Raw genomic sequence first — 20,901 nt, 5'->3', positions numbered from 1 at the left:
TACTTCCTATACCTAATGAAGTTGAAAAACATATTTACAACCTTACTCTTTCTGATCATACTTACTGTATTCCAGCAGTCAATGGCTCAGACCAATTATGCAAATGTAAAGGTCGATGACCTCACTGATACGCAGATCAGGCAATTAATGCAACGTGCGGAATCTATCGGTTATAACGATGCACAGTTGGAGCAGATGGCTGCAGCACAAGGGATGAAAGCTGAAGAAATTCAAAAACTACGATTAAGGGTAGAGAAAATCAGAAAGCAGGATGGGACAACCAGTGGTACTGCACAAAGCAATAACACGTCGAATAGCGATGGAGAAGAAAGTGACGATCGGTCACGAACAGCGGTTAAGATCAACAGGGATTCAACAAAAAATACAGATCGTAATAAAAAGACAAATAATAAAGATTATTCACAATCGCAGACCAATATCTTCGAAGGTTTGAAGCCCAAAATTTTTGGAAAGGAACTTTTTGCGAGTACCAATCTCACATTTGAACCCAATCTCCGCATGGCCACTCCAAAAGGATATGTAATTGGTCCGGATGATGAACTTTTGGTCGATTTAAGCGGCGATAATGAGGCCAGTTATAAATTGAAAGTTAGCCCTGATGGTATCATACGTCTGCAATATGTAGGAAACATCGCTATAGGTGGTTTGACTATCGAGCAGGCGATTAGTAAAATCCGGTCGAGTCTTGCATCCACTTATCCTTCACTAAGAACAGGCAGAACTACTGTAGCTGTAAACTTAGGGAATATCCGTACCATTAAAATTACGCTTGTTGGAGAAGTTGTGAAACCGGGTTCCTATTCCCTTTCTTCCCTTTCAACAGTATTTAATGCCTTAAATGCTTCAGGGGGGCCTAATGAAAACGGATCTTTCCGTAAAATCCAGGTCATCAGGGGGAACAAAGCGGCAGCCACTATTGATGTGTACGACTTCCTGCTCAATGGTGTCCAAAAAGGAAATATCCGCTTGCAGGATCAGGATGTGATTAACATTCCGGTGTATGATAAGCGGGTAGAAGTATCAGGAGAGGTTAAAAGGCCAGCATTATTCGAAGTGGTATCTGGTGAAAGTCTTGCTGATGTTTTGCGCTTTGCTGGCGGCTTCTCTACTGAAGCCTACAGTTCCAATATTAAAGTATTGCAAAATACCAATAGAGAGCGGAAGATCATTGATGTTTCCAGCACGCAATTCAATAGCTATACTCCTCAAAACGGCGATAAGTTTATCGTAGATACGATTTTAGATCGTTTCGCCAATAAGGTGCAAATCGAAGGAGCCGTTTTTCGTCCTGGGATGTATTCATTAGAAGATGGTGCCACCTTGAAAGGTTTGATTACGAAAGCTGACGGCTTGAAAGAAGATGCGTTTTTAAACAGAGGATATATCAACCGTTTGAATTTCGACAATACCGCAAGTTTGATTTCTTTTGACGTAGCTAAGATCATATCAGGCGCACAAGCCGATATTCCGCTTCAAAGAGAAGATAAAGTAACCATATCGTCTTTGTTTGATTTGAGAGATGAATATAAGCTAAGTATCCAGGGAGAGGTGAGGCAGCCCGGCACATTTGAGTATGCAGATAATATCAGTGTTGAGGCTTTGATCCAAATGGCTGGCGGTTTTAAAGAAGGTGCTACACCCAGCCGGATTGAAATCTCCAGAAGGGTAAAAACTGCAGATACCGCAGGTAAAACTTTGCGTACGGCAGAGATCTTTACCCTTTCGGTTGACCGGAACCTGAAAATTGAGGGGCCAACTTTTGTGCTGCAGCCTTTTGATATTGTTTCCGTAAGAAATTCTGAAGGTTATTCCGTTCAGAAGCAGATCAAGTTGGAGGGCGAGGTGCTCTATCCTGGCGTATATACCATTACCAATAAAGATGAGCGTATTTCTGATGTGATCAAAAGAGCCGGTGGACTCACTTCTTATGCTTATGCTGAGGGTGCTAGTTTGAAACGCCCGGGTGCCGAAAAAGTAAATCCAACAGATAAGAATGCAATTAATAATAAAGAAGAAGAAGAAAAGAAATACCTTAACTTAAAACGGGCGCAGGAAGCAGGTACAAAAGATACCCTATCTGCAGAGATTGAACAGAAACTGATTCAAAGTGACTTAGTCGGTATTAATCTGGAGCGCATAATCGAAAAACCACTAGGCAAATATGATTTGATTGTCGAAGACGGGGATATTATTCGTGTTCCAAGAACGTTACAGACCGTTCGGATTACAGGAGAAGTACTTAATCCAAATAGTATAGTCTATCTTCCGGGAAAAAGTTTAAGGCAATATATCAATGGTGCGGGCGGTTTTACTTCGAATGCTAGAAAAGGCGGGACCTATATTAAATATGCTAACGGCTCTGCGGCTGCGGTAAGTAAATTTTTGTTCTTCAGCAATTATCCTGTTGTTAAACCAGGTGCAGAAATATTGGTTCCAAAAAGAGCAGAAAGAGAACGGTTAACGGCGCAAAGCTGGATCGGAATTGGCACGGCTGTTGCTTCATTGGGAGCAATTATTGTGAGTTTGTTGAGATAATACTTTTTATCCCAGAATTCGGATAAGGATTTTTTTAAACATGAAGAACGTTATGACTACACAAAGTCAAAAAGATACAAGTCATCCTAACGAGGATACATCCGTAAAAGAACTTATCTTCAAAATTCAAGAATGGGGGAGATATCTTTTATCTAAATGGATAATTATCTTTGTTTTTGGTTTATTAGGAGGTGCTTTAGGTTTTTGGTATGCAACTATAAAAAAACCTATTTATACGGCTACTTCTACTTTTGTAATTGAAGAGGAAAAAAGTGGAGGTGGATTAGGTAATCTTGCAGGCCTTGCATCTATGGCCGGAGTTGATCTCGGTGACGGTGGTGGAGGGATTTTTCAGGGGGATAACATCCTAGAATTGTATAAGTCGCGTAAGATGCTGCAACAGACTCTATTGACGACGATTGAGGTAAATGGTAAAACCCAGACTTTGATGGAGCGCTATATTCAATTTAATAAACAGTGGGTAGAAAATCCGAAGCTAATAAAATTAGGATTTAAGGCTGATAGTTTAGTAGAAGGGAATAGTTATTTAAAGTCGAACCGTTTAAGAGATAGTTTAGTAACCATAATTGTTGATGACATTTCAAAAAATTATTTAAATGTTGCAAAACTGGACAAAAAGCTAAATATTATAAAAGTGGACGTTAAAGCTAAAGATGAAGTTTTTGCTAAAACTTTCAATGATGCAATTGTAAAAAATGTAAACAATTTTTATTTACAAACCAAAACAAAAAAATCATTAAAAAATGTACAGATTATGCAACGTAAAACAGATTCTGTAAGAGCTGTAATGAACGGGGCTATTTATACTGCAGTTGCTGTTGCAGATGCCACTCCAAATTTAAATCCGACTAAACAGGTTCAAAGAGTTGCACCTGCACAAAAAGCCCAGTTTTCTGCAGAAACAAACAAAGCGATTTTAAGTTCTGTAGTGCAAAATTTGGAGATGGCGAAGATGTCCTTGCTTAAGGAAGCTCCACTATTAGAAGTAATCGACAGACCTATTTACCCTCTCAATATACAAAAAATTGGTACGCTTAAAGGTATACTTGTGGGTGTATCTGTCTTTTGTTTTTTATCTATTTTGTCTTTGTTATTGATGAAAATATTTAAAGACATTGTTAGCTAGCTTATGTTAATAATCATATTTAATTTTTAGGAGTGAAATTATTAGTGGATATTACCAATATGACGAAAGATTCTGCTAACTTTTTTAATCTTATAAAATGTCCATATTGAACATTTTTATTCCGGAATTAATCAAAGCGGTAACATTAAATGGGTAGTAAATTTTAGGGACAATATTTTTATTAATCATTTATCATGTTTAATTAATGATTGAGTGCTATTCGTGTATTAATTTAATTTGTTGATGGAAAGTTCATCTTATAAAAATATGGTAAAATCCACCTCAGTTTTTGGTGGTGCTCAAATTGTACAGATGCTGATTTCTATTTTGAGATCGAAATTTGTTGCAATATTTTTAGGTAGTGCTGGAATGGGAATAAACGCTATTTTTCAGTCTACAATTGCAGTTGTTTTTAACTTATTAAGTTTTGGTGTATTCCAAAGCGCAGTGCGTGATTTTTCACAAGCATTTGAAAGTAAAGATCTAAAAAGGCTGACGATAACCAATCAAGTTTTTTCTAAAATTGTATTTTTTGTTGGCATATTAATGGTGTTAATTTTTTTGGCTGGAGCAGTTTGGTTTAGTAAAATTGCTTTTCAGGACACCGATCATTCATGGTATTTCGCATTACTATCTATTTATGTTTTTTTTACAGCGCTATCTACTGGAAAGGTAACTTTTTTGCAAGGAACACGCAATCTAACTTATTTAGCGAAAGCATCAATTTTAGGAGCTGTTTTGAGTTTGCTTACAAGCATCCCATTACTGTATTTCTTTGGTGTATTAGGAATAGTGCTTTCTTTGATCTCAAGTTCCATATTAATTTATTTGGTGCAACTTTATTTTTCGAATAAAATCAAATTGGAGGAAATTGATAAGTTGGAATTTAAAGAAACTGTAAATCTGAGCTTACCTATCTTGAAATTAGGATCTGTTTTAATGATTAGCTCAGTAACAATAACATTTTTTACGTATGTTACAAATATTTATATAGGTAGATATGGAAGAATAGAAGATCTTGGCTTTTTTCAGGGCGTTTCATCAATTATTGCTCAAAGTATTGCCGTTGTAACGGCGGTTTTAGCATCTGATTTTTTTCCACGTTTGGCAGCGGTACATGCTGAAAAGGAAAAAGTTAATATTTTGGTTAATCAACAGTCAGAGCTAATATCACTCATAATAGCTCCAATTATGATAATTTTAATTGTTTTTGCGCCTTTAATTGTGAGAGTTCTGTTATCCACTGAATTTTTGGTAATTGTACCAATGCTACGGTGGATGTCTCTTTCTCTTTTAGTTCGAGGTATTTGGCTAACGATGTCTTATATCATTTTATCTAAGGGAGATAAAAAAGCATATTTTATCTACGATGCATTATTAGGTAATGGTTTGGTTTTTATTTTTAATATATATGCTTATTCAAAATGGGGTTTACAAGGACTTGGAATTTCATTTTTAACAGGCTCGGTAGTCGTGGCTATATTATTATACGTGGTTGTGTTTATAAAATATGAGTTCAAGTTTGAAAAACAATTTATAAAAACACTAGGTATTTTATTGATGTTAACATTGCTTCCGTTTATTTCAACTCTATTGTTTCAAGGTTGGAGTCAGTACACAATTTCTTTCTTTTTCGTAATCATAATGATTTGCTACTGCTTTAAGGTTTTGAATGAAAGGATTGGCATTATAGAAATGTTTAAAGTAAAGTTTAAAAGGTAATAGTTTTAATGTTAATACAATGTATAAAAACACTAAAAGCATAGCAATTTTATTGGCAGTTTATAATGGCGAAAAATATCTCCCAACACAAATAGATTCACTTATTTCACAAACAAATCACGATTGGACATTATACATTCGTGATGATGGATCTAACGATGGTACGAATCAAATAATTTCTAATTATTGTGAAAAGTATGATAATATAGTTCAAATTGATAAAGGAGGGCATAATTTAGGTTGCTATAAGAATTTTTTTAGATTATTAGAGGTTGTGGATTCTGAATATTACATGTTCTGTGACGCTGACGATTATTGGTTACCCGAAAAAATTGAGATTAGCTATAATTTCATTAAGGTTAAGGAGAATCAATATCCCAATGTACCGATTTTGGTTCATACGGATAAGGCAATTGCTGATGGCAATTTGAATATACTTTTTCCTTCACATTGGAAATATTCCCGTTTTAATCCAGACTCAATTTCGAAATTTGAACACGTCCCTTTGCGTATAGTTGGTGGGGCTACTGCGATGTTTAATGTCGCGTGCAAGCAACATGGCCTTGAACCAACTTCATTTCATGATGCTCATGATGGTTGGCTAGCATTTCAGACAGCACGTTTTGGTAAAATATTTGCCATTCATCAGCCTTTATTGATATATCGTAGACATGGCGAAAATGTTACTGACAAGGATTCAAGTGGTACAATGTTTAAAAATCAATTTCGTAGACTGCTAAATTTAAAGTCGTTTTTATCTTATCATTTTAAACTTGCCTCTGACCTCAAAAGTTATGGGTACGGTAGTGCTTCAAAATATTTTTATTACCGTATCGTAGTTTTCGTTAAAATAGTAACTGGAAAAATCATGACCAAATAATGCTTCTTTACATTATAATCTTTATCTATTTACTTTTGTTGTCACTAGTTGATTTCATAATAAGAAAAGATACTTTATATAATTATTTTTATTTTTTATTTGCAATTTTTATTTTTTTTGTTGCTGGTTTTCGTGCTATGGGTAATGATTATGACGGTTATGAGGAGATTTTCGATGCTATAAAAAAGCTTTCCTTTATTGAGATTTTTGACCCCTCAAAAGTATTTGTTGAACCGTTTTTTACAGTTCTTAATATCACTTTATCTAGTCTACCTTATCAAACATTATTAGTTGTAATGGCAGCGGCCAATATTGCAGTACTATTTCCTTTCTTTCGAAAATACTCCCCCTATCCGTACGTAACTCTTCTGTTTTTTGCAGGAATGTTTCTGTATTCAGGAATAATGGGGTCTATCCGTCAGTCTTTAGCTCTTGCAATTTGTTTATGGGCCATGATTAATCATAATAACAAGAAATTTTGGTGGTTATTATTTGTAGCAACTATGTTTCATTATACTGCTATATTAGTCATAATAATAAGATTTCTCAGGAATGATTATTATAAGAGGAGCACATATATTTTAATTGGCGTAATGGCAATTTTTTCAAACTTGTTGTTATACGAAATATTTAAGAAAATTGTAACTTATTTGCCAGCGGTCATAGCTTGGAAACTCGAGATTTATCTGGCAACAGAAAAGGAAATACATTTTGGGCTCAATACCGCGATTGTAATACGATTTTTCACTTTCATATTAGCCTATAGATATCGTGATAAAATAGCCTTAGAATTCCCGAAATATGGACCTCTTTTTATCAATATATATTTCCTTGCGCTTGTTTTATATCTAGGCCTAGGTTTTTTGCCACAAGCAGCTATAAGAGGTTCTATATATTTTTTATATGTTGAAGTTTTATTGGTGCCAATTATTCTTTATGTCGCCAACAATAAGAATCGAGCATGGATTTTTATGGTATACACGCTATTTTCTCTGTGGAGACATTATGAAATGGTCACAGTTTATGCAGAGGCATATATGCCTTACAAAACAGTATTATTTAACTTTTTTTTATGAGACAAATTCCCAAAATAATTCACCTTTGCTGGATTAGTGGTGACCCATATCCAGAAAATATCGATAGATGTATAAGGTCATGGAAAGAGTTCTTACCTGATTACGAAATTATGCTTTGGGATAATATTAGATTTGAACAGCAGATTAATAGTAATTATGCGATGGAAGCCTTGAAAAATAAGAAATGGGCATTCGTTGCAGACTATGTAAGGTTATTTGCTTTATATAAATTTGGTGGTATATATCTAGACTCTGATGTGCGGGTTTATAAAAGTTTTGACGGCTTTCTAGATAACTCTTTTTTCTCTTGTATTGAATATTTTAAACCCACCAACTATATAGCTATAGAAGCTGCTGTAATGGGCGCTGTTTCAAATCATCCATTTATAAAAGAGTGTTTAATGCTTTATGATTCCATTTCTTTCATAGGAAGTGATGGTAAAATGGATAAAACCACGATTACTTCGCGCATAGCTCAAATTGCAGAGCAAAATTGGGGTTTTAAATATGAACCAATACAGCAAAACCTGAAAGATGGTATGAAAATCTATTCTCCTGTAACGTTTACAAATCCTTCCGGTGAATTTTCACTTGAAAAAACCTACGCACTTCATTTGTGTAATGGCAGCTGGGTCGATAATAAACCGTCGCTTTTATTAAGGGGTTTTAGATTTATCAAAAGATATTATAGTAACCCTATCATAGCATTAGAAAATATTTACAAGAAGATTAAGTCAGTAATTTTTAGATAATTGGTCACGGTTTGGTAAATTCAATAGTTGGTATGATTTTGATTGATGCGATATATATAAATAATGGTGGGGGAAAGGTGCTGCTTGACTATCTGATATATGAATTGGAAAAAACAGACACGAAAATATTTTATCTACTAGATTCTAGAGTACGTGACAGACATCAAGCTATTAAATCAGAGAATCAAATTTATTATTTAGAAGCAGGTATTAGTAGAAGATATTCGTTTTATAAAAATAGAACTGCTCAATTTTCAAAAGTATTTTGTTTTGGGAATTTACCCCCCAATATAAAGCTTACTTCCATTGTATATACTTATTTTCATAATCCTATGTACTTGGATGTTCCAAAAGAATTTTCTACTCTAGATAGAATAAAGTTTCAAATCAAGATTATGGTTTTAAGCCATTTCAAAGTAAATACTTCTTTTTGGTTCGTTCAATCTTCTCTGATTAAGCTAAAACTTCAAAAAAAATTTAATATACGCCCAGATCAAGTTAAAGTGCTGCCTTTCTATGAGCAATTTGGAAGTTTAAAAGAAGATATTATTAGAGAAAAGTTCACATATATTTATGTCAGCAATGGTACTCCACATAAAAATCATGAAAGATTGATTGATGCTTTTTGTCAATTCTATAATAGAAATCAGAAAGGCAAATTGATATTAACGCTTGCCGGTGATTATTCTTATTTATTAAATTTAATCTCAGAAAAAGTTCGTGAAGGTTATCCTATCGAGAACATTGGTTATGTCGACAGAGATACACTTCATGAACAATATTTAAAATCTGAGTTTCTTATTTTTCCATCCCTAACGGAAAGTTTTGGTCTAGGTCTAATTGAAGCAATAGAATGTGGATGTAAGGTAATAGGAGCGGATCTCCCTTATACATACGAAATCTGCAAACCATCTGTAATTTTTGACCCAATAATCACAAATAGCATTATTAATGCTTTTGAAAAAACGTTGAATGAAGAGATAAGGGAAACCATTCCGGAAATAAAAAATAACGTTCAGGAATTGATTAACATTGTCACTTCAGCTGAAAATATATAACCAATTGTTAAGATTCGAGTATATAATAAGATCAATTTGAACTTATAATTCAATTCTTAAAAGTCTAAAAATCATAAGATTTCATAAACTGTCAAATTTTGGTTATATAAAGGATCTAAAATAATCATGGGGCGGTATATTACACATATTAGTACAAAATCAACGAAGCCGGTTTTTCGGAAATTTTGTGTAAATATTTAACCAGTGCAATTTTGTAAATACCAGGGAAAAATGTTAATATTTAAAATGAATAACTTACTGCTAAAAGTGATTTTTTAAAATTATGGTTTAATTAAGAAAGTATTTATTGTGGTTAAGGCTAGCTCATAAAGAACAATTAACTAAACTTAAAAAACTAATTAAAATTCTAGCTTCATTTCTTTGCTCTCAAACTTTGAAAAGTTGTTACAAGAAAGGTAAGATTTTGTACTTTAGCCCTTAATTTTAATTAGCATCATTAAATTCATAATAAAGATAATGAAAATAAATAATAAGACACTTCTCATAACAGGAGGAACGGGTTCATTTGGAAATGCAGTTTTGAGTCGTTTTTTACACACGAACCACTTCAGTGAAATTCGTATTTTCTCTCGCGATGAAAAAAAGCAACATGATATGCGAGTTGCTTTAAACCATCCCAAACTGAAATTTTATATAGGTGATGTACGTGATTATACTAGCGTAGAGAATGCGATGAGAGGTGTTGACTATGTATTTCACGCGGCGGCTTTAAAACAAGTTCCTTCTTGCGAGTTTTTTCCATTGGAAGCTACAAAGACTAATGTGTTTGGTACTCAGAATGTTATTGATGCAGCGATTGCCAATAAAGTGACGAAGGTAATCTGTTTGAGTACCGATAAGGCAGCATATCCAATTAATGCTATGGGTATCTCTAAAGCCTTGATGGAAAAAGTTGCTATAGCTGCTTCACGTAATATTTCAAATAATACAACTACGGTTTGTTTAACCAGATATGGAAATGTAATGGCGTCCAGGGGATCTGTAATCCCATTATTTTTACAGCAAATACAGGATGGAGAGAATATTACAATCACTGATCCGAATATGACCCGTTTTTTGATGTCGTTAGATGAAGCCGTTGATTTAGTGCTATTTGCCTTTGAGCATGGTAATCAAGGCGATTTATTTGTAAATAAAGCGCCCGCAGGTACTATAGGCGATTTGGCCCAGGCACTAAAAGAGCTATGTAATTCTGATACTAAGATTAAGGTAATAGGCACAAGACATGGAGAGAAACTTTACGAGACACTTTGCACACGCGAAGAAATGCTCAAAGCGGAAGATATGGGCGAGTTCTATCGTGTGCCAGCAGATAATAGGGATTTAAATTATGCACAATATTTTTCTGAAGGCGAAAAAGATATTTCTATAATTGAAGATTATCACTCACACAATACAAAACAAGAAAATGTTGAAGGTATGAAGAAATTGCTTTCCAGACTCCCTTTGATCAGAAAAGAGGTATTTAATGAAAAAAGTGTCGTTCAGTACCCTGGATAACTGAATTTTAAAATGAACGTACCATTAATAAAAGGACAAAATCATAAAGATAATAGAGGCAATTTAACGTTCTTTAATGATTTTGACATGACGCCTATTAGACGTTTTTATATTACTGAACCTATTGATACACATTCAATTAGGGCCTGGCAAGGCCATAAGAAAGAGCAGAAGTGGTTTTATGTTTTGGAAGGATCATTTAAAGTAATACTGGTTGAGCCTGATGATTGGGATCAACCTTCAAAAGACTTACCCTATAAAAAATTTGCTTTGCATGCTAATAATAATGAAATCCTGAATATTAGCGCTGGCATAGCTACAGGCTTTCAGGCTTTAGAACCATGCTCAAAGTTGATGATTTTTTCTGATGTAACTCTTGAACAATCCATAGCGGATGACTATAGATTTGCAAAGGGTTTATGGTATAAATGGTAACAAGTGGATATAGAATATTCAGATATGAAGAAATTAAAAGTAGCCACAATTGTAGGCACTAGACCAGAAATTATACGACTGGCCGAATGTATAAAAAAATGCGATCAGTTTTTCGAGCATATTCTAATTCACACAGGTCAAAATTATGATTATGAATTAAATGAGATATTCTTTGAGGATCTTGAGCTTAGAAAACCAGATTATTTTCTAAGTGTTGCTGGTAAAAATTTGGGTGAGACTATAGGGAATGTTATTGCCAGATCTTATGAGGTATTGCAGGATGAAATGCCAGATGCATTACTTGTTCTTGGTGATACAAATAGCGTATTATCTACCATCGCTGCAAAACGATTGAAAATCCCAATTTTTCACATGGAGGCAGGTAATAGATGTTTTGATCAAAATGTGCCGGAAGAAATTAATAGAAAAATTTCAGATCACATCAGTGATATTAATTTGTGCTATACAGAACATAGCAGAAGATACTTATTAAGTGAAGGATTTAGAAAAGATCACGTATTTGTAACAGGATCACCTCTTAAGGAAGTGCTTAATAAATATGCATTACAGATTGAAAATTCAAAAGTTGTTGAAAAACTTAAATTACAAAGTGGGAATTATATTGTTGTAAGTGCCCATCGTGAAGAAAACATTGATTTAAAAGATCATTTTGATGTTCTTTCTGAAAGCTTAAATGCCGTCGCAGAGAAGTATCAAATGCCAATAATATTTTCTACTCATCCCAGAACACAAAAGCGTATAAAAGAAAAAAACATAAAGTTTCATCCTCTTATTAAAAATGTGCAGCCTTTAGGTTTTTTTGATTATGTTCATTTACAACAGATGTCATATATTGTTTTATCGGATAGTGGAACAATTAGTGAAGAATCTGCAATGATGAATTTCCCGGCGATAAGTATTAGAACGAGTACAGAAAGACCAGAAGCTATTGATGCCGGATCGATAGTTTTAGGTAGCATAAGTAAAGATCAAATTTTGCAAGCTATAGAAGTGGTTAAAGGAACTCAAGGCAGTGGAGATGAATTACCTTGGGAATATAATGTTGAAAACACTTCAAATAGAGTAATCAAAGCTATACAAAGTTATACCTCAATTGTGAATCGCGTAACCTGGAATAAATGAAAAAAGTATTAATAATAGGCTCAAAAGGGATGGCAGGTCACGTCATCTATAATTACTTCAAAGAAAATACTGATTTTAGTGTGGTAGATATTGCAAGAGGGAGTGATGGCCATTTGCCAACACATCAGATCGACGTTACTAATTTGGCATCTTTGACAGATGTGTTAAAAACGGAAATGCCAGATTATGTAATCAATTGCATTGGTATTTTAAACAGGGATGCTGAAGATAATCCAGAGAAATCTATTTTATTAAATAGCTATTTTCCTCATTTTTTAGCGAAAAATGGTAAGGCGCTTAACTTCCGATTAATTCATATTAGTACAGATTGTGTATTTGATGGTAAGAAAGGTGGTTATACAGAAGATAGTTTTAAAGATGGGAAAGGTTTTTATGCCGAAACAAAAGCTTTAGGCGAAGTTACCTATGCGAATAACTTAACTATTCGTACTTCTATAATAGGACCTGAACTGAAAGAGGATGGTATTGGTCTTTTTCATTGGTTTATGAATCAGCAGGGTAAAATTAAAGGTTATACAAATGCTTATTGGACTGGAATAACCACGGTTGAACTGGCAAAGGTGATTGTCGCTGCAATCAGTGAAGGAATTACAGGTTTACATCATGTGGTTAATAATGAGAAAATTAATAAATATAATTTAGTAAATCTTTTTAAGGAAATATTCGATAAAACTGATATTGAAGTTGAGCCTTATGATGATTACAAAGTAGATAAATCATTGATAAAAACCAATGCTTCATTTAGTTATACTGTTCCATCATATAAACAGATGTTACATGAAATGAAAGTCTGGATTGATGAGAAACATGCTCTTTATAAGTTCTATTAATTGATGAAAATTCTGATTGTTACCCAATATTTTTGGCCAGAAAATTTCAGGATAAATGATATTGCTTTAGGACTAGCTCAAAGAGGGTATAGTGTGGAGATTTTAACTGGTAAACCAAATTATCCTAATGGAAATTTTTATAAAGGCTATTCTTTTTTTTCAAAAAAAGAAGAAATATGGGAAGGAATAAAAATTCATCGCAGCAAACTTATTCCGCGAGGAGCAGCAGGTGGTTTTAGATTAATGATTAATTATTTTTCTTTTGCATTATTTAGTTCTTTTAAGGCTATTTTTCTCAAAGGTGATTTTGATAAGATATTAGTTTATGAACCCTCTCCGATTACCGTAGGATTACCTGCAATTGCATATAAAATCAGAAAGAACACACCCATTTTTTTCTGGGTTCAGGATTTATGGCCGCAAAGTGTAACCGCTGCTGGAGGAATAAATAACATATTAATAATAAAGTTATTGGAAAAACTAACCAGATGGATTTACAAAAAAAGCGACAAAGTTCTTATCCAGTCAGAAGCATTTAGAGAGATTTTGCTTGAGCAACAAGTGGCAGATAGTAAAATTATCTATTATCCTAATTCTGTAGAAAGTTTTTTTAAAGTAATTGAACCTGATCATAACATTCTAAAAACCCTTCCAATTGGATTTAAGATTATGTTTGCTGGCAATATTGGTGAGTCACAAGATTTTGAAACCATCATTGAGAGTGCAAAAATTGTTGCGAAGATAAATCCAACCATAAAATGGATCATTCTTGGGGATGGAAGAAAGAAGGAGTTTGTAGAACAAAAAATTAAAGAGTTAAACTTAGAAAATCAGCTTTATCTGCTGGGCTCGTTTCCGGTTGAGCAAATGCCAAATTATTTTTCTTGCGCAGATTGCTTACTGGTTAGCCTAAAAAAAGATTATATTTTCAGTTTAACAATACCTTCAAAAATTCAATCTTATTTGGCTTGTGGCAAACCTATTCTTGCCTCACTAGATGGTGAGGGTGGAAGAATACTTATAGAAGCTAAAGCAGGTTTAGTTAGTGATGCTCAAAATCCTCAATTGTTAGCAGATAAGGCAATAGAAATGGCGGGTATGTCTCCTGATGCAATACACAAAATGGGAGAAAATTCTAGAGCTTATTTTGATGTTAATTTCGAACGTGAATTACTGTTAAACAAATTGGAAAAAATTTTTACTAATGAATAAAGTTAAGATAACTGGTACTTCTGGATTTGTAGGTAATAACCTGGTTTCATACTTAAAGCACTACAGCATCGATACGACTGCTGTAAGTCGGGAAGAATTAGCATCAGTCATTTCTTTTGCTCAAGATGATGAAGCGGTTGTCCATCTGGCAGGAAAAGCACACGATCTCAAAAAAACTTCTAATCCCGGTGAATATTATCAGGTAAACTTTGAGCTAACTAAAAAGCTTTATGATGCTTTCTTATTGTCTGAAGCTAAAAAATTTATTTTTATCAGTTCTGTAAAAGCCGCAGCTGATGAGGTTGATGGTATTTTAGTGGAAGATATAATGCCGAACCCTAAAACACATTATGGTAAGTCAAAGCTAATGGCCGAAAAATACATACAAAGCCAGCCCTTGCCGGATGGTAAATCTTATTACATTTTACGTCCTTGTATGATTCACGGGCCAGGTAATAAAGGAAATCTAAACTTGTTATATAAATTTGTGCAAAAAGGTATACCCTATCCATTAGCAGCATTTGAAAATAAAAGATCTTTTTTGAGTGTTGAAAATTTGTGTTTTGTAATCAAATCCTTACTAGAAAAAGATATTCCGTCAGGGATTTATAATGTTGCGGATGACAAACCATTATCGACTACAATGGTCGTAAACTTATTGGCGCAGTCAATGGGGAAAAAGCCTTCTTTTTGGAATATTTCTAAATCATTCATTAACAAAGTTGCAAGAATTGGCAACTTGCTAAGGTTGCCGATAAATACTGAAAGGCTGAATAAATTGACTGAAAATTATGTAGTTAGCAACTTTAAAATAAAAAAAGCTTTAGGCGTTACAATTCCTTTAAGTGCTGAGGAAGGGCTGGTTAAAACAGCCAATTCATTTGCTCATTCAAATGGAAGTAAAACGAAACCTTGAGTAATTTGAAAGTTATTACAACTTAATTAAATGGCTGTAAATATTTCAACAGAAACTGTATCTAATACTTGCTTACTAACTGGTGGAAATGGGTATCTAGGGAACTATGTTCGGCAGCATTTGACTATAATTTTATAGTTTTCCGAAAAATGAGAATGAAAGCAGAGCTTTTTTTAATGTTAATTTAAAAACTATAGTGTAAATATTTACTTATCAGATGACCATTACCCTAAGTGCCACATTCTTAGTATTATTTTTTTTAATTGAACTATTCTATTTTAGAATAGCAGATCGATATAACATTATTGATAAGCCCAATTTTAGAAGTTCGCACAGTAAGATAACCATCCGTGGCGGAGGAATTATTTTTACCATCGCCGTACTGTTGCATTGCTTCGTTTTTGATTTTAGCTATCCTTTTTTTGTGATGGGTTTGGTCATTATTAGTAGTGTTAGTTTTGCCGATGACATCAAACCAGTTAGCAACAGATTTAGAATTATTTGTCATTTTATAGCGGTATCTCTATTATTCTATCAAGTTGGATTATTTCAATTGCCTGTTTATATCGGACCTATCGCTTTTGTAATCGCGATTGGGATCATTAATGCCATTAATTTTATGGATGGTATAAACGGACTTACCGGCATTTATTCTTTTGTTACTTTGCTCACATTGTATTACCTGGATACTAATGTAGCATTGGATTTCGTGTCAAAGGACCTACTGATTACAGCTATATTAGCGGTGACTGTATTTATGTTTTTTAATTTTCGTACCAAAGCAAAAAGCTTTGCCGGGGATGTTGGTAGTGTGGGAATTGCTTTCATTATTATCTTTTTTATGGTAAGTTTGATGGTCGCCTCAGGCAAGGTCACCTATTTACTACTACTACTTTTATATGGGTTAGATACCATTTCCACTATTGTTTTTCGTTTAGTTCGTAGAGAAAATATTTTCGAAGCACATAGAAGTCATTTTTATCAATTTCTAGCTAATGAAAGGCGCATCCCTCATCCTATGGTAGCATTAGGTTATGCTATTATTCAATTGATTTTTAATACCATACTCATTATGGCAGAACCAAGCCTTACCTGGGCAATAATTGGAGTCGTATTGCTGGGTTTGTTATTTGTCGCGTTAAGGTTTGCATTAGAAGGAAAAGGCAGATTGCTTCTCAGAGAGAAGCCACCTACTAAAGCTTAACTTTTTTTATTTGCAAATAGCGTAGAGTGTTTGAGGCAATCTGTAAGGCTGATTATCTTATAACTATGGATATTTATTTAATGTTAGCTATATTAGCAATAAAAAAGCGTTTAGGGGGTATAAGCACGTCTGGATTAGCGAGTATCATTAAACAGAACAAGGAAATTGTCATCTCTTGTCAACGTAATGGTCTTCTCAATATTACCCCATTAGTTTATGCAAAGTACTTATTTAAATGGTGGGGCTTTATTTTTAAAAAAACTGAGGGATGGCTGTCTTAAGAAAAAATGCTGGATATAATGTGCTATTGTCGCTTACTCAATTTGCTTTTCCTCTAATTACCTTTCCTTATGCATCTAGAATTTTAGGTCCAAAAGCGCTGGGAGCAGTCAGTCTGGCAGATAATTTCACCGTTTACTTTCTGATATTTTCAGGTCTTGGTATTCCACTTTATGGTTTACGTGAGGTGGCAAAGGTTAAACATAACCGTCAACTTCTGGGGCAAACCTTTTCATCACTTCTTTTCATTCATTTGGTTACTGCTATAGTTGCAATTATCCTATTTTTTCTTCTAACCATTTCTATCGATAAACTTTATTCAAATTTGATGCTATACCAGATAGGGATGGCTATTGTATTAGGAAATGTTTTTATTGCAGAATGGTTTTTTCAAGGTTTAGAAGAATTTAAGTATATCACCATCAGAACCGTTATCATCAGATCATGTACCGTTCTTTTATTATTTATATTTGTAAAGGGGCCGGAAGATAGTAGCATTTATTATGGTTTGAACCTAATTGCTATGCTCGCTTCAGCCGCATTTAATATGTATTACATCCGCAAAAAGATCCATATTTCTTTTAAAAATCTAACCATCAGGAAACACCTTATGCCGCTGTTTCTGCTATTGGCAAGTGCTTTAGTTACCACCATATATTTGGTGTTTGATACGGTTATTTTAAGCTTTTTAACCAATGATACTACTGTGGGCTATTATGCAGCTTCCATGCGGGTTGCAAAAATTTCACTTTCGGTATTGGGAGCGGTTTCTCTTGTTTTGCTACCCCGTCTTACTTTTTTGTTTAATCAAGAGGCTAATGCAGCCGCCGCTAGTCTATTAAACAAGTCGCTACGCTTTGTCTGTTTCCTTAGTGTACCGATCGCTATCGGTATTTTTTGCCTGGCAAACGAAATCATTAGCGTATTTGCCGGGCAGGCCTATTTGCCTGGCGTAAATTCATTAAGGGTGTTGTCCTTTCTTGTTGTGGTAATAGGTCTGGCCCAAGTGTTCAGCAACCAAATTCTGTTGCCATTAATGCAGGAAAAAAAAATTTTGTATGCCTCTATTGTGGGGGTTATAATTAGTCTTTCACTAAACTTTCTGCTCATTCCCGAACTCTTGCAACTAGGCGCTGCTGTTAGCTCACTCTTTGCCGAATTTTCAGTTACATTGGTATTGTATGTTTATGTTAGAAAACATTTTTCGGTCGTATTGCCTGTCCGGGTTTTCATGAAGAGTGTTCTGGCTAGCCTAACGTTTTTTTTAATCAGATACCTTATTTTGCAAATTACGATAATCCCCATATTAGTCCTTACCTTTACCGTTGGCCTTTCTGCAATAGTTTATTTGCTGGTACAGTTGTTCATCTGGAGAAACAAGGATGTGATTGAGGTGTTGTCGGGCTACCCTGGATTAAGATTTTTAATAAAATAAAATGAAGCGAGCATGTGTAGTTATTCCAATTTACAAGGAAGTCCTCAATGCATTTGAGTTGATTTCGCTTCAACAGTGTTTTAATGTGCTGGGCGAGTATGATATTTATTTTGTTATTCCAGCCCGGCTGGAAGCAACGATCGCCAATAACGTATTTATCAAAGAGAAGCAAGCGCAATATAAAACATTTAACAATCATTTTTTTTTCAGTACAACCGGATACAATCTGCTAATGAAAAAACCAGGTTTTTATAAAGCATTTTTGGATTACGAATTTATGCTTATTTATCAATTAGACGCATTTGTTTTTAAAAATGAATTAGCATACTGGTGTAATTGTGGTTATGATTATATTGGAGCACCTTTTATGAAAAAAAATAGTGATGGAACTTTTGCTATTGCAGGCCAGGGAAATGGCGGTTTCAGTCTTCGGAAAATTTCAAGTTCCTATAAGGTAGTAAAGCGGTTTAAGAAACTGAGTTTCGAACATCCTTTTTTTTCTGACAAAAAACCTTTTTATATTAATTTGTGGAGAGATATCAAGTATAATTTTATGTGCAACTTTTCTTTTTATCCATTTCAGCCAGTAGTTAATGAAGATGTTTTTTGGGCGGTATTGATCCCTGAAGCTTTTAAAAACTTCAGGGTGCCGCCTGCTTCAGCAGCTATCCCATTTAGCTTTGAAGTTAATCCCAGAGGCTTATATCAAATGAACGGAAACAGGGTTCCTTTTGGTTGTCATGCCTGGTGGAGATATGACCTGGACTTCTGGAAAAATCACATTAGCGCCTATGGGTATGAACTGTAAAAAAATGCGGCTCCTGCAGGCCGAAGAAGCAGATTTCTTTCTGGATGGCATTCAGGAACTTTACCATGTTATTGAGCAGGATCCTGCCTTGGCGGTGAGTCGGGAAGTGGTCAGATATGGACGACTGAAGTCGTATCTTGTACGTGCACTCAGTATTATGCCTTTCCTGTTCCATTTCCGTATCAATTTAAAGCACCGGGAGCAAGTTAATTTCTCGGCCATGATCAGTGGCGATTTTAGGCTCATGCTACCTTACGTCTTTTTTTCCCGTCAAAATTATATTTACATGCACGATGCCTGGCCAAGATTCCAATCCTGGATATTCCCTATGCTCAATTTTTTTAACATCAGATATGTATTTTTCTCCTCCAAACAAGTCTGGCAAGACCACCTGGAAAAAGATCCCCAAAGTACCTGTAAAAGTATGTGGCTGCCCGAAGCACTCCATGCTTCCGAATACCATTTTGAATCCTATGAAAATAAAACGATTGACGTACTGGAGTTTGGGCGAATGTATCAGGAGTACCACGATTTAATTCAGATGCCACTCGCTCACGCTGGGAAAAACCACCAGTACCGAAAACAAAATCTGCCGGTGCTATATCCGGATAAGCCCTCATTTGTACAAGCCCTGGCCCAAACAAAAATTGTGATCTGCGTCCCTTCTGACGTTACCCATCCTGAACGCGCAGAGTATATATCCACAATGACCTTAAGATACCTTCAAGCCATGGCTTCAAAATGTTTAATTGTCGGACTGATGCCATCGGATATGGGAGAATTATTTGATTATACACCCATCTTAGAAATAGAGATGCACCGGGCAGCTGATCAGCTCCTGGAAATCATCCAAAATTATGAAATGTATTTTCCTCTTATTGAGCGCAACCATCAGGAAGTACTGCTTAAGCATCAATGGATCCATCGTTGGGCAATTATGAAACAAAAAATAGAGGAAGTTCATGAATAATCCCTTGATCTCTGTTATCGTACCCGCTTATAACTATGGTCACCTGATTACAGAAACCCTGGAAAGCATATCCGCACAAACGTATTCACACTGGGAATGTATTGTGGTGGATGACGGCTCAATTGATGCTACAGCGGAAGTGGTGCAGGATTATATAAAACAGCATCCTGAACAAAACTTCCAATATGTTTATAAATCCAATTCTGGGCTTTCTGCCAGCCGTAATGTTGGTATAAAAAAGGCCCGCGGGATTTACATTCAATTTTTAGATGCAGATGATCTGCTCTCTAAAGATAAATTTGCTGTCCAGCTGCCCTTGCTGCAAATGCAGGATTGTGCGCTTGTCTTCTCCCAATCCTATTTTTTTAGAGAGGAGGATGGACGTTACGTTTCTGTAGAGAAATATCCGCCGGGGTACCTTGCAAAGGAAACGCTGTCGGGGTTTAAGCTTTTAAACTGCCTGATAAAAAACAATGTTTTTCCCGTAAGTAGTGCCCTTGTACATACTGCCCTTGTTAAAAAAGCCGGAGAATTTGATCCCGGCCTGGATAGCAATGAAGACTGGCTTTTTTGGTTTAATATTGCATTATTAAATCCGGAATTTATTTTTGACCATGTGGAAAGTTCCTTCACAAAAGTTAGGGTCCACCATAAAAGTATGATGAACAACCACCGGCGAATGTCCCTTTCCGAAGTAGCGGTAAGGAACAAGATGGAAGCTAAACTTGTTAGTCAGCCTGACGGGCATGGTGTTGGGCAACTCAAAAAAAACAATGCAGACCTATTGGCTTTGCATCATATCCGTTCACTTGAACTCCATATTGGAATGAGATATATAATGAAACATTTTATTCGTCATCCTTTGCAAAACTTTCATTTGCTTCGCAAAGGCTGCTTCAAAATGATGGTCAGACTGTATAAAAAATGAGGCAGGCA

The 20,901-nt window shown here is 34.9% G+C and carries 18 protein-coding genes; all 18 read left to right on the top strand.

Translation table 11 applies throughout. The annotated features are described in order from the left end of the window. Positions 1 to 15: 15 nt before the first annotated feature. The 18 genes from ACUN24_RS02865 (at position 16) to ACUN24_RS02780 (ending at position 20,893) form a co-directional block, all read left to right on the top strand. Positions 16 to 2,556 carry an SLBB domain-containing protein gene (locus ACUN24_RS02865; protein WP_445561161.1) on the top strand — a complete coding sequence of 847 codons (2,541 nt, stop codon included), beginning with the start codon at positions 16 to 18 and terminating at the stop codon, positions 2,554 to 2,556. 52 nt (positions 2,557 to 2,608) lie between these two features. Continuing rightward, entirely contained in the window at positions 2,609 to 3,703 is a 1,095-nt protein-coding gene (locus tag ACUN24_RS02860; protein ID WP_445561160.1) for a lipopolysaccharide biosynthesis protein, read from the top strand. Positions 3,704 to 3,946: 243 nt separating this feature from the next. Continuing rightward, complete coding sequence (locus ACUN24_RS02855; RefSeq protein WP_445561159.1) at positions 3,947 to 5,425, top strand: oligosaccharide flippase family protein; 1,479 nt, start codon at positions 3,947 to 3,949, stop codon at positions 5,423 to 5,425. 19 nt (positions 5,426 to 5,444) lie between these two features. Next, a complete protein-coding gene (locus ACUN24_RS02850) occupies positions 5,445 to 6,305 on the top strand; it encodes a glycosyltransferase family 2 protein (protein ID WP_445561158.1) in 861 nt (286 codons plus the stop codon). Next, on the top strand, positions 6,305 to 7,381 hold the full coding sequence (locus ACUN24_RS02845; protein ID WP_445561157.1) for an EpsG family protein: 1,077 nt from the start codon (positions 6,305 to 6,307) through the stop codon (positions 7,379 to 7,381). Before ACUN24_RS02850 ends, ACUN24_RS02845 begins: the two co-directional genes overlap by 1 nt. Beyond that, positions 7,378 to 8,133: a glycosyltransferase family 32 protein gene (locus tag ACUN24_RS02840; protein ID WP_445561156.1), complete on the top strand. Its 756-nt coding sequence runs from the start codon at positions 7,378 to 7,380 to the stop codon at positions 8,131 to 8,133. The genes ACUN24_RS02845 and ACUN24_RS02840 overlap by 4 nt, the downstream gene beginning before the upstream one ends. An 11-nt stretch (positions 8,134 to 8,144) precedes the next feature. Further along, positions 8,145 to 9,191 (top strand): glycosyltransferase, encoded by a 1,047-nt coding sequence (locus ACUN24_RS02835; protein WP_445561155.1) that lies wholly within the window; start codon positions 8,145 to 8,147, stop codon positions 9,189 to 9,191. A gap of 477 nt (positions 9,192 to 9,668) precedes the next feature. Then, entirely contained in the window at positions 9,669 to 10,712 is a 1,044-nt protein-coding gene (locus ACUN24_RS02830) for a polysaccharide biosynthesis protein (protein ID WP_445561154.1), read from the top strand. A gap of 12 nt (positions 10,713 to 10,724) precedes the next feature. After that, entirely contained in the window at positions 10,725 to 11,147 is a 423-nt protein-coding gene (locus ACUN24_RS02825; RefSeq protein ID WP_445561153.1) for a WxcM-like domain-containing protein, read from the top strand. Positions 11,148 to 11,171: 24 nt separating this feature from the next. Then, the gene (gene wecB, locus ACUN24_RS02820; RefSeq protein ID WP_445561152.1) at positions 11,172 to 12,290 is read left to right on the top strand and encodes a non-hydrolyzing UDP-N-acetylglucosamine 2-epimerase; all 1,119 of its coding nucleotides are present in this window, start codon (positions 11,172 to 11,174) and stop codon (positions 12,288 to 12,290) included. Then, positions 12,287 to 13,141: a dTDP-4-dehydrorhamnose reductase family protein gene (locus ACUN24_RS02815; protein WP_445561151.1), complete on the top strand. Its 855-nt coding sequence runs from the start codon at positions 12,287 to 12,289 to the stop codon at positions 13,139 to 13,141. Before wecB ends, ACUN24_RS02815 begins: the two co-directional genes overlap by 4 nt. Before the next feature lie 3 nt (positions 13,142 to 13,144). Continuing rightward, the gene (locus tag ACUN24_RS02810) at positions 13,145 to 14,353 is read left to right on the top strand and encodes a glycosyltransferase family 4 protein (protein ID WP_445561150.1); all 1,209 of its coding nucleotides are present in this window, start codon (positions 13,145 to 13,147) and stop codon (positions 14,351 to 14,353) included. Beyond that, positions 14,346 to 15,269, top strand: a complete 924-nt coding sequence (locus ACUN24_RS02805; RefSeq protein ID WP_445561149.1) for an NAD-dependent epimerase/dehydratase family protein — start codon at positions 14,346 to 14,348, stop codon at positions 15,267 to 15,269. Before ACUN24_RS02810 ends, ACUN24_RS02805 begins: the two co-directional genes overlap by 8 nt. Positions 15,270 to 15,486: 217 nt before the next feature. Beyond that, positions 15,487 to 16,473, top strand: a complete 987-nt coding sequence (locus tag ACUN24_RS02800; protein WP_445561148.1) for a UDP-GlcNAc--UDP-phosphate GlcNAc-1-phosphate transferase — start codon at positions 15,487 to 15,489, stop codon at positions 16,471 to 16,473. A 268-nt stretch (positions 16,474 to 16,741) separates the two neighbouring features. After that, positions 16,742 to 18,187, top strand: coding sequence for a flippase (locus ACUN24_RS02795; protein WP_445561147.1), 1,446 nt, complete (start codon positions 16,742 to 16,744; stop codon positions 18,185 to 18,187). 1 nt (position 18,188) lies between these two features. Further along, on the top strand, positions 18,189 to 18,995 hold the full coding sequence (locus ACUN24_RS02790) for a DUF5672 family protein (RefSeq protein ID WP_445561146.1): 807 nt from the start codon (positions 18,189 to 18,191) through the stop codon (positions 18,993 to 18,995). Further along, the gene (locus tag ACUN24_RS02785) at positions 18,943 to 19,965 is read left to right on the top strand and encodes a glycosyltransferase (protein WP_445561145.1); all 1,023 of its coding nucleotides are present in this window, start codon (positions 18,943 to 18,945) and stop codon (positions 19,963 to 19,965) included. The genes ACUN24_RS02790 and ACUN24_RS02785 overlap by 53 nt, the downstream gene beginning before the upstream one ends. Beyond that, complete coding sequence (locus tag ACUN24_RS02780; RefSeq protein ID WP_445561144.1) at positions 19,958 to 20,893, top strand: glycosyltransferase family 2 protein; 936 nt, start codon at positions 19,958 to 19,960, stop codon at positions 20,891 to 20,893. Before ACUN24_RS02785 ends, ACUN24_RS02780 begins: the two co-directional genes overlap by 8 nt. Positions 20,894 to 20,901: the final 8 nt, after the last annotated feature.

Source organism: Pedobacter sp. WC2501, from assembly GCF_052682415.1.
Note: the sequence above shows the minus strand (reverse complement) of the source record. Positions and strands in the feature narration are given on the sequence as shown.

What these genes read in the sequence shown, in the direction of transcription:
- ACUN24_RS02790 (WP_445561146.1), top strand. Translation starts at nt 18,189, where the DNA reads ATGAAGCGAGCATGTGTAGTTATTCCAATTTACAAGGAAGTCCTCAAT.
- ACUN24_RS02840 (WP_445561156.1), top strand. Translation starts at nt 7,378, where the DNA reads ATGAGACAAATTCCCAAAATAATTCACCTTTGCTGGATTAGTGGTGAC.
- ACUN24_RS02845 (WP_445561157.1), top strand. Translation starts at nt 6,305, where the DNA reads ATGCTTCTTTACATTATAATCTTTATCTATTTACTTTTGTTGTCACTA.
- ACUN24_RS02810 (WP_445561150.1), top strand. Translation starts at nt 13,145, where the DNA reads ATGAAAATTCTGATTGTTACCCAATATTTTTGGCCAGAAAATTTCAGG.
- ACUN24_RS02795 (WP_445561147.1), top strand. Translation starts at nt 16,742, where the DNA reads ATGGCTGTCTTAAGAAAAAATGCTGGATATAATGTGCTATTGTCGCTT.
- ACUN24_RS02865 (WP_445561161.1), top strand. Translation starts at nt 16, where the DNA reads ATGAAGTTGAAAAACATATTTACAACCTTACTCTTTCTGATCATACTT.
- ACUN24_RS02850 (WP_445561158.1), top strand. Translation starts at nt 5,445, where the DNA reads ATGTATAAAAACACTAAAAGCATAGCAATTTTATTGGCAGTTTATAAT.
- wecB (WP_445561152.1), top strand. Translation starts at nt 11,172, where the DNA reads ATGAAGAAATTAAAAGTAGCCACAATTGTAGGCACTAGACCAGAAATT.
- ACUN24_RS02825 (WP_445561153.1), top strand. Translation starts at nt 10,725, where the DNA reads ATGAACGTACCATTAATAAAAGGACAAAATCATAAAGATAATAGAGGC.
- ACUN24_RS02785 (WP_445561145.1), top strand. Translation starts at nt 18,943, where the DNA reads ATGACCTGGACTTCTGGAAAAATCACATTAGCGCCTATGGGTATGAAC.
- ACUN24_RS02860 (WP_445561160.1), top strand. Translation starts at nt 2,609, where the DNA reads ATGACTACACAAAGTCAAAAAGATACAAGTCATCCTAACGAGGATACA.
- ACUN24_RS02815 (WP_445561151.1), top strand. Translation starts at nt 12,287, where the DNA reads ATGAAAAAAGTATTAATAATAGGCTCAAAAGGGATGGCAGGTCACGTC.
- ACUN24_RS02780 (WP_445561144.1), top strand. Translation starts at nt 19,958, where the DNA reads ATGAATAATCCCTTGATCTCTGTTATCGTACCCGCTTATAACTATGGT.
- ACUN24_RS02855 (WP_445561159.1), top strand. Translation starts at nt 3,947, where the DNA reads ATGGAAAGTTCATCTTATAAAAATATGGTAAAATCCACCTCAGTTTTT.
- ACUN24_RS02805 (WP_445561149.1), top strand. Translation starts at nt 14,346, where the DNA reads ATGAATAAAGTTAAGATAACTGGTACTTCTGGATTTGTAGGTAATAAC.
- ACUN24_RS02800 (WP_445561148.1), top strand. Translation starts at nt 15,487, where the DNA reads ATGACCATTACCCTAAGTGCCACATTCTTAGTATTATTTTTTTTAATT.
- ACUN24_RS02830 (WP_445561154.1), top strand. Translation starts at nt 9,669, where the DNA reads ATGAAAATAAATAATAAGACACTTCTCATAACAGGAGGAACGGGTTCA.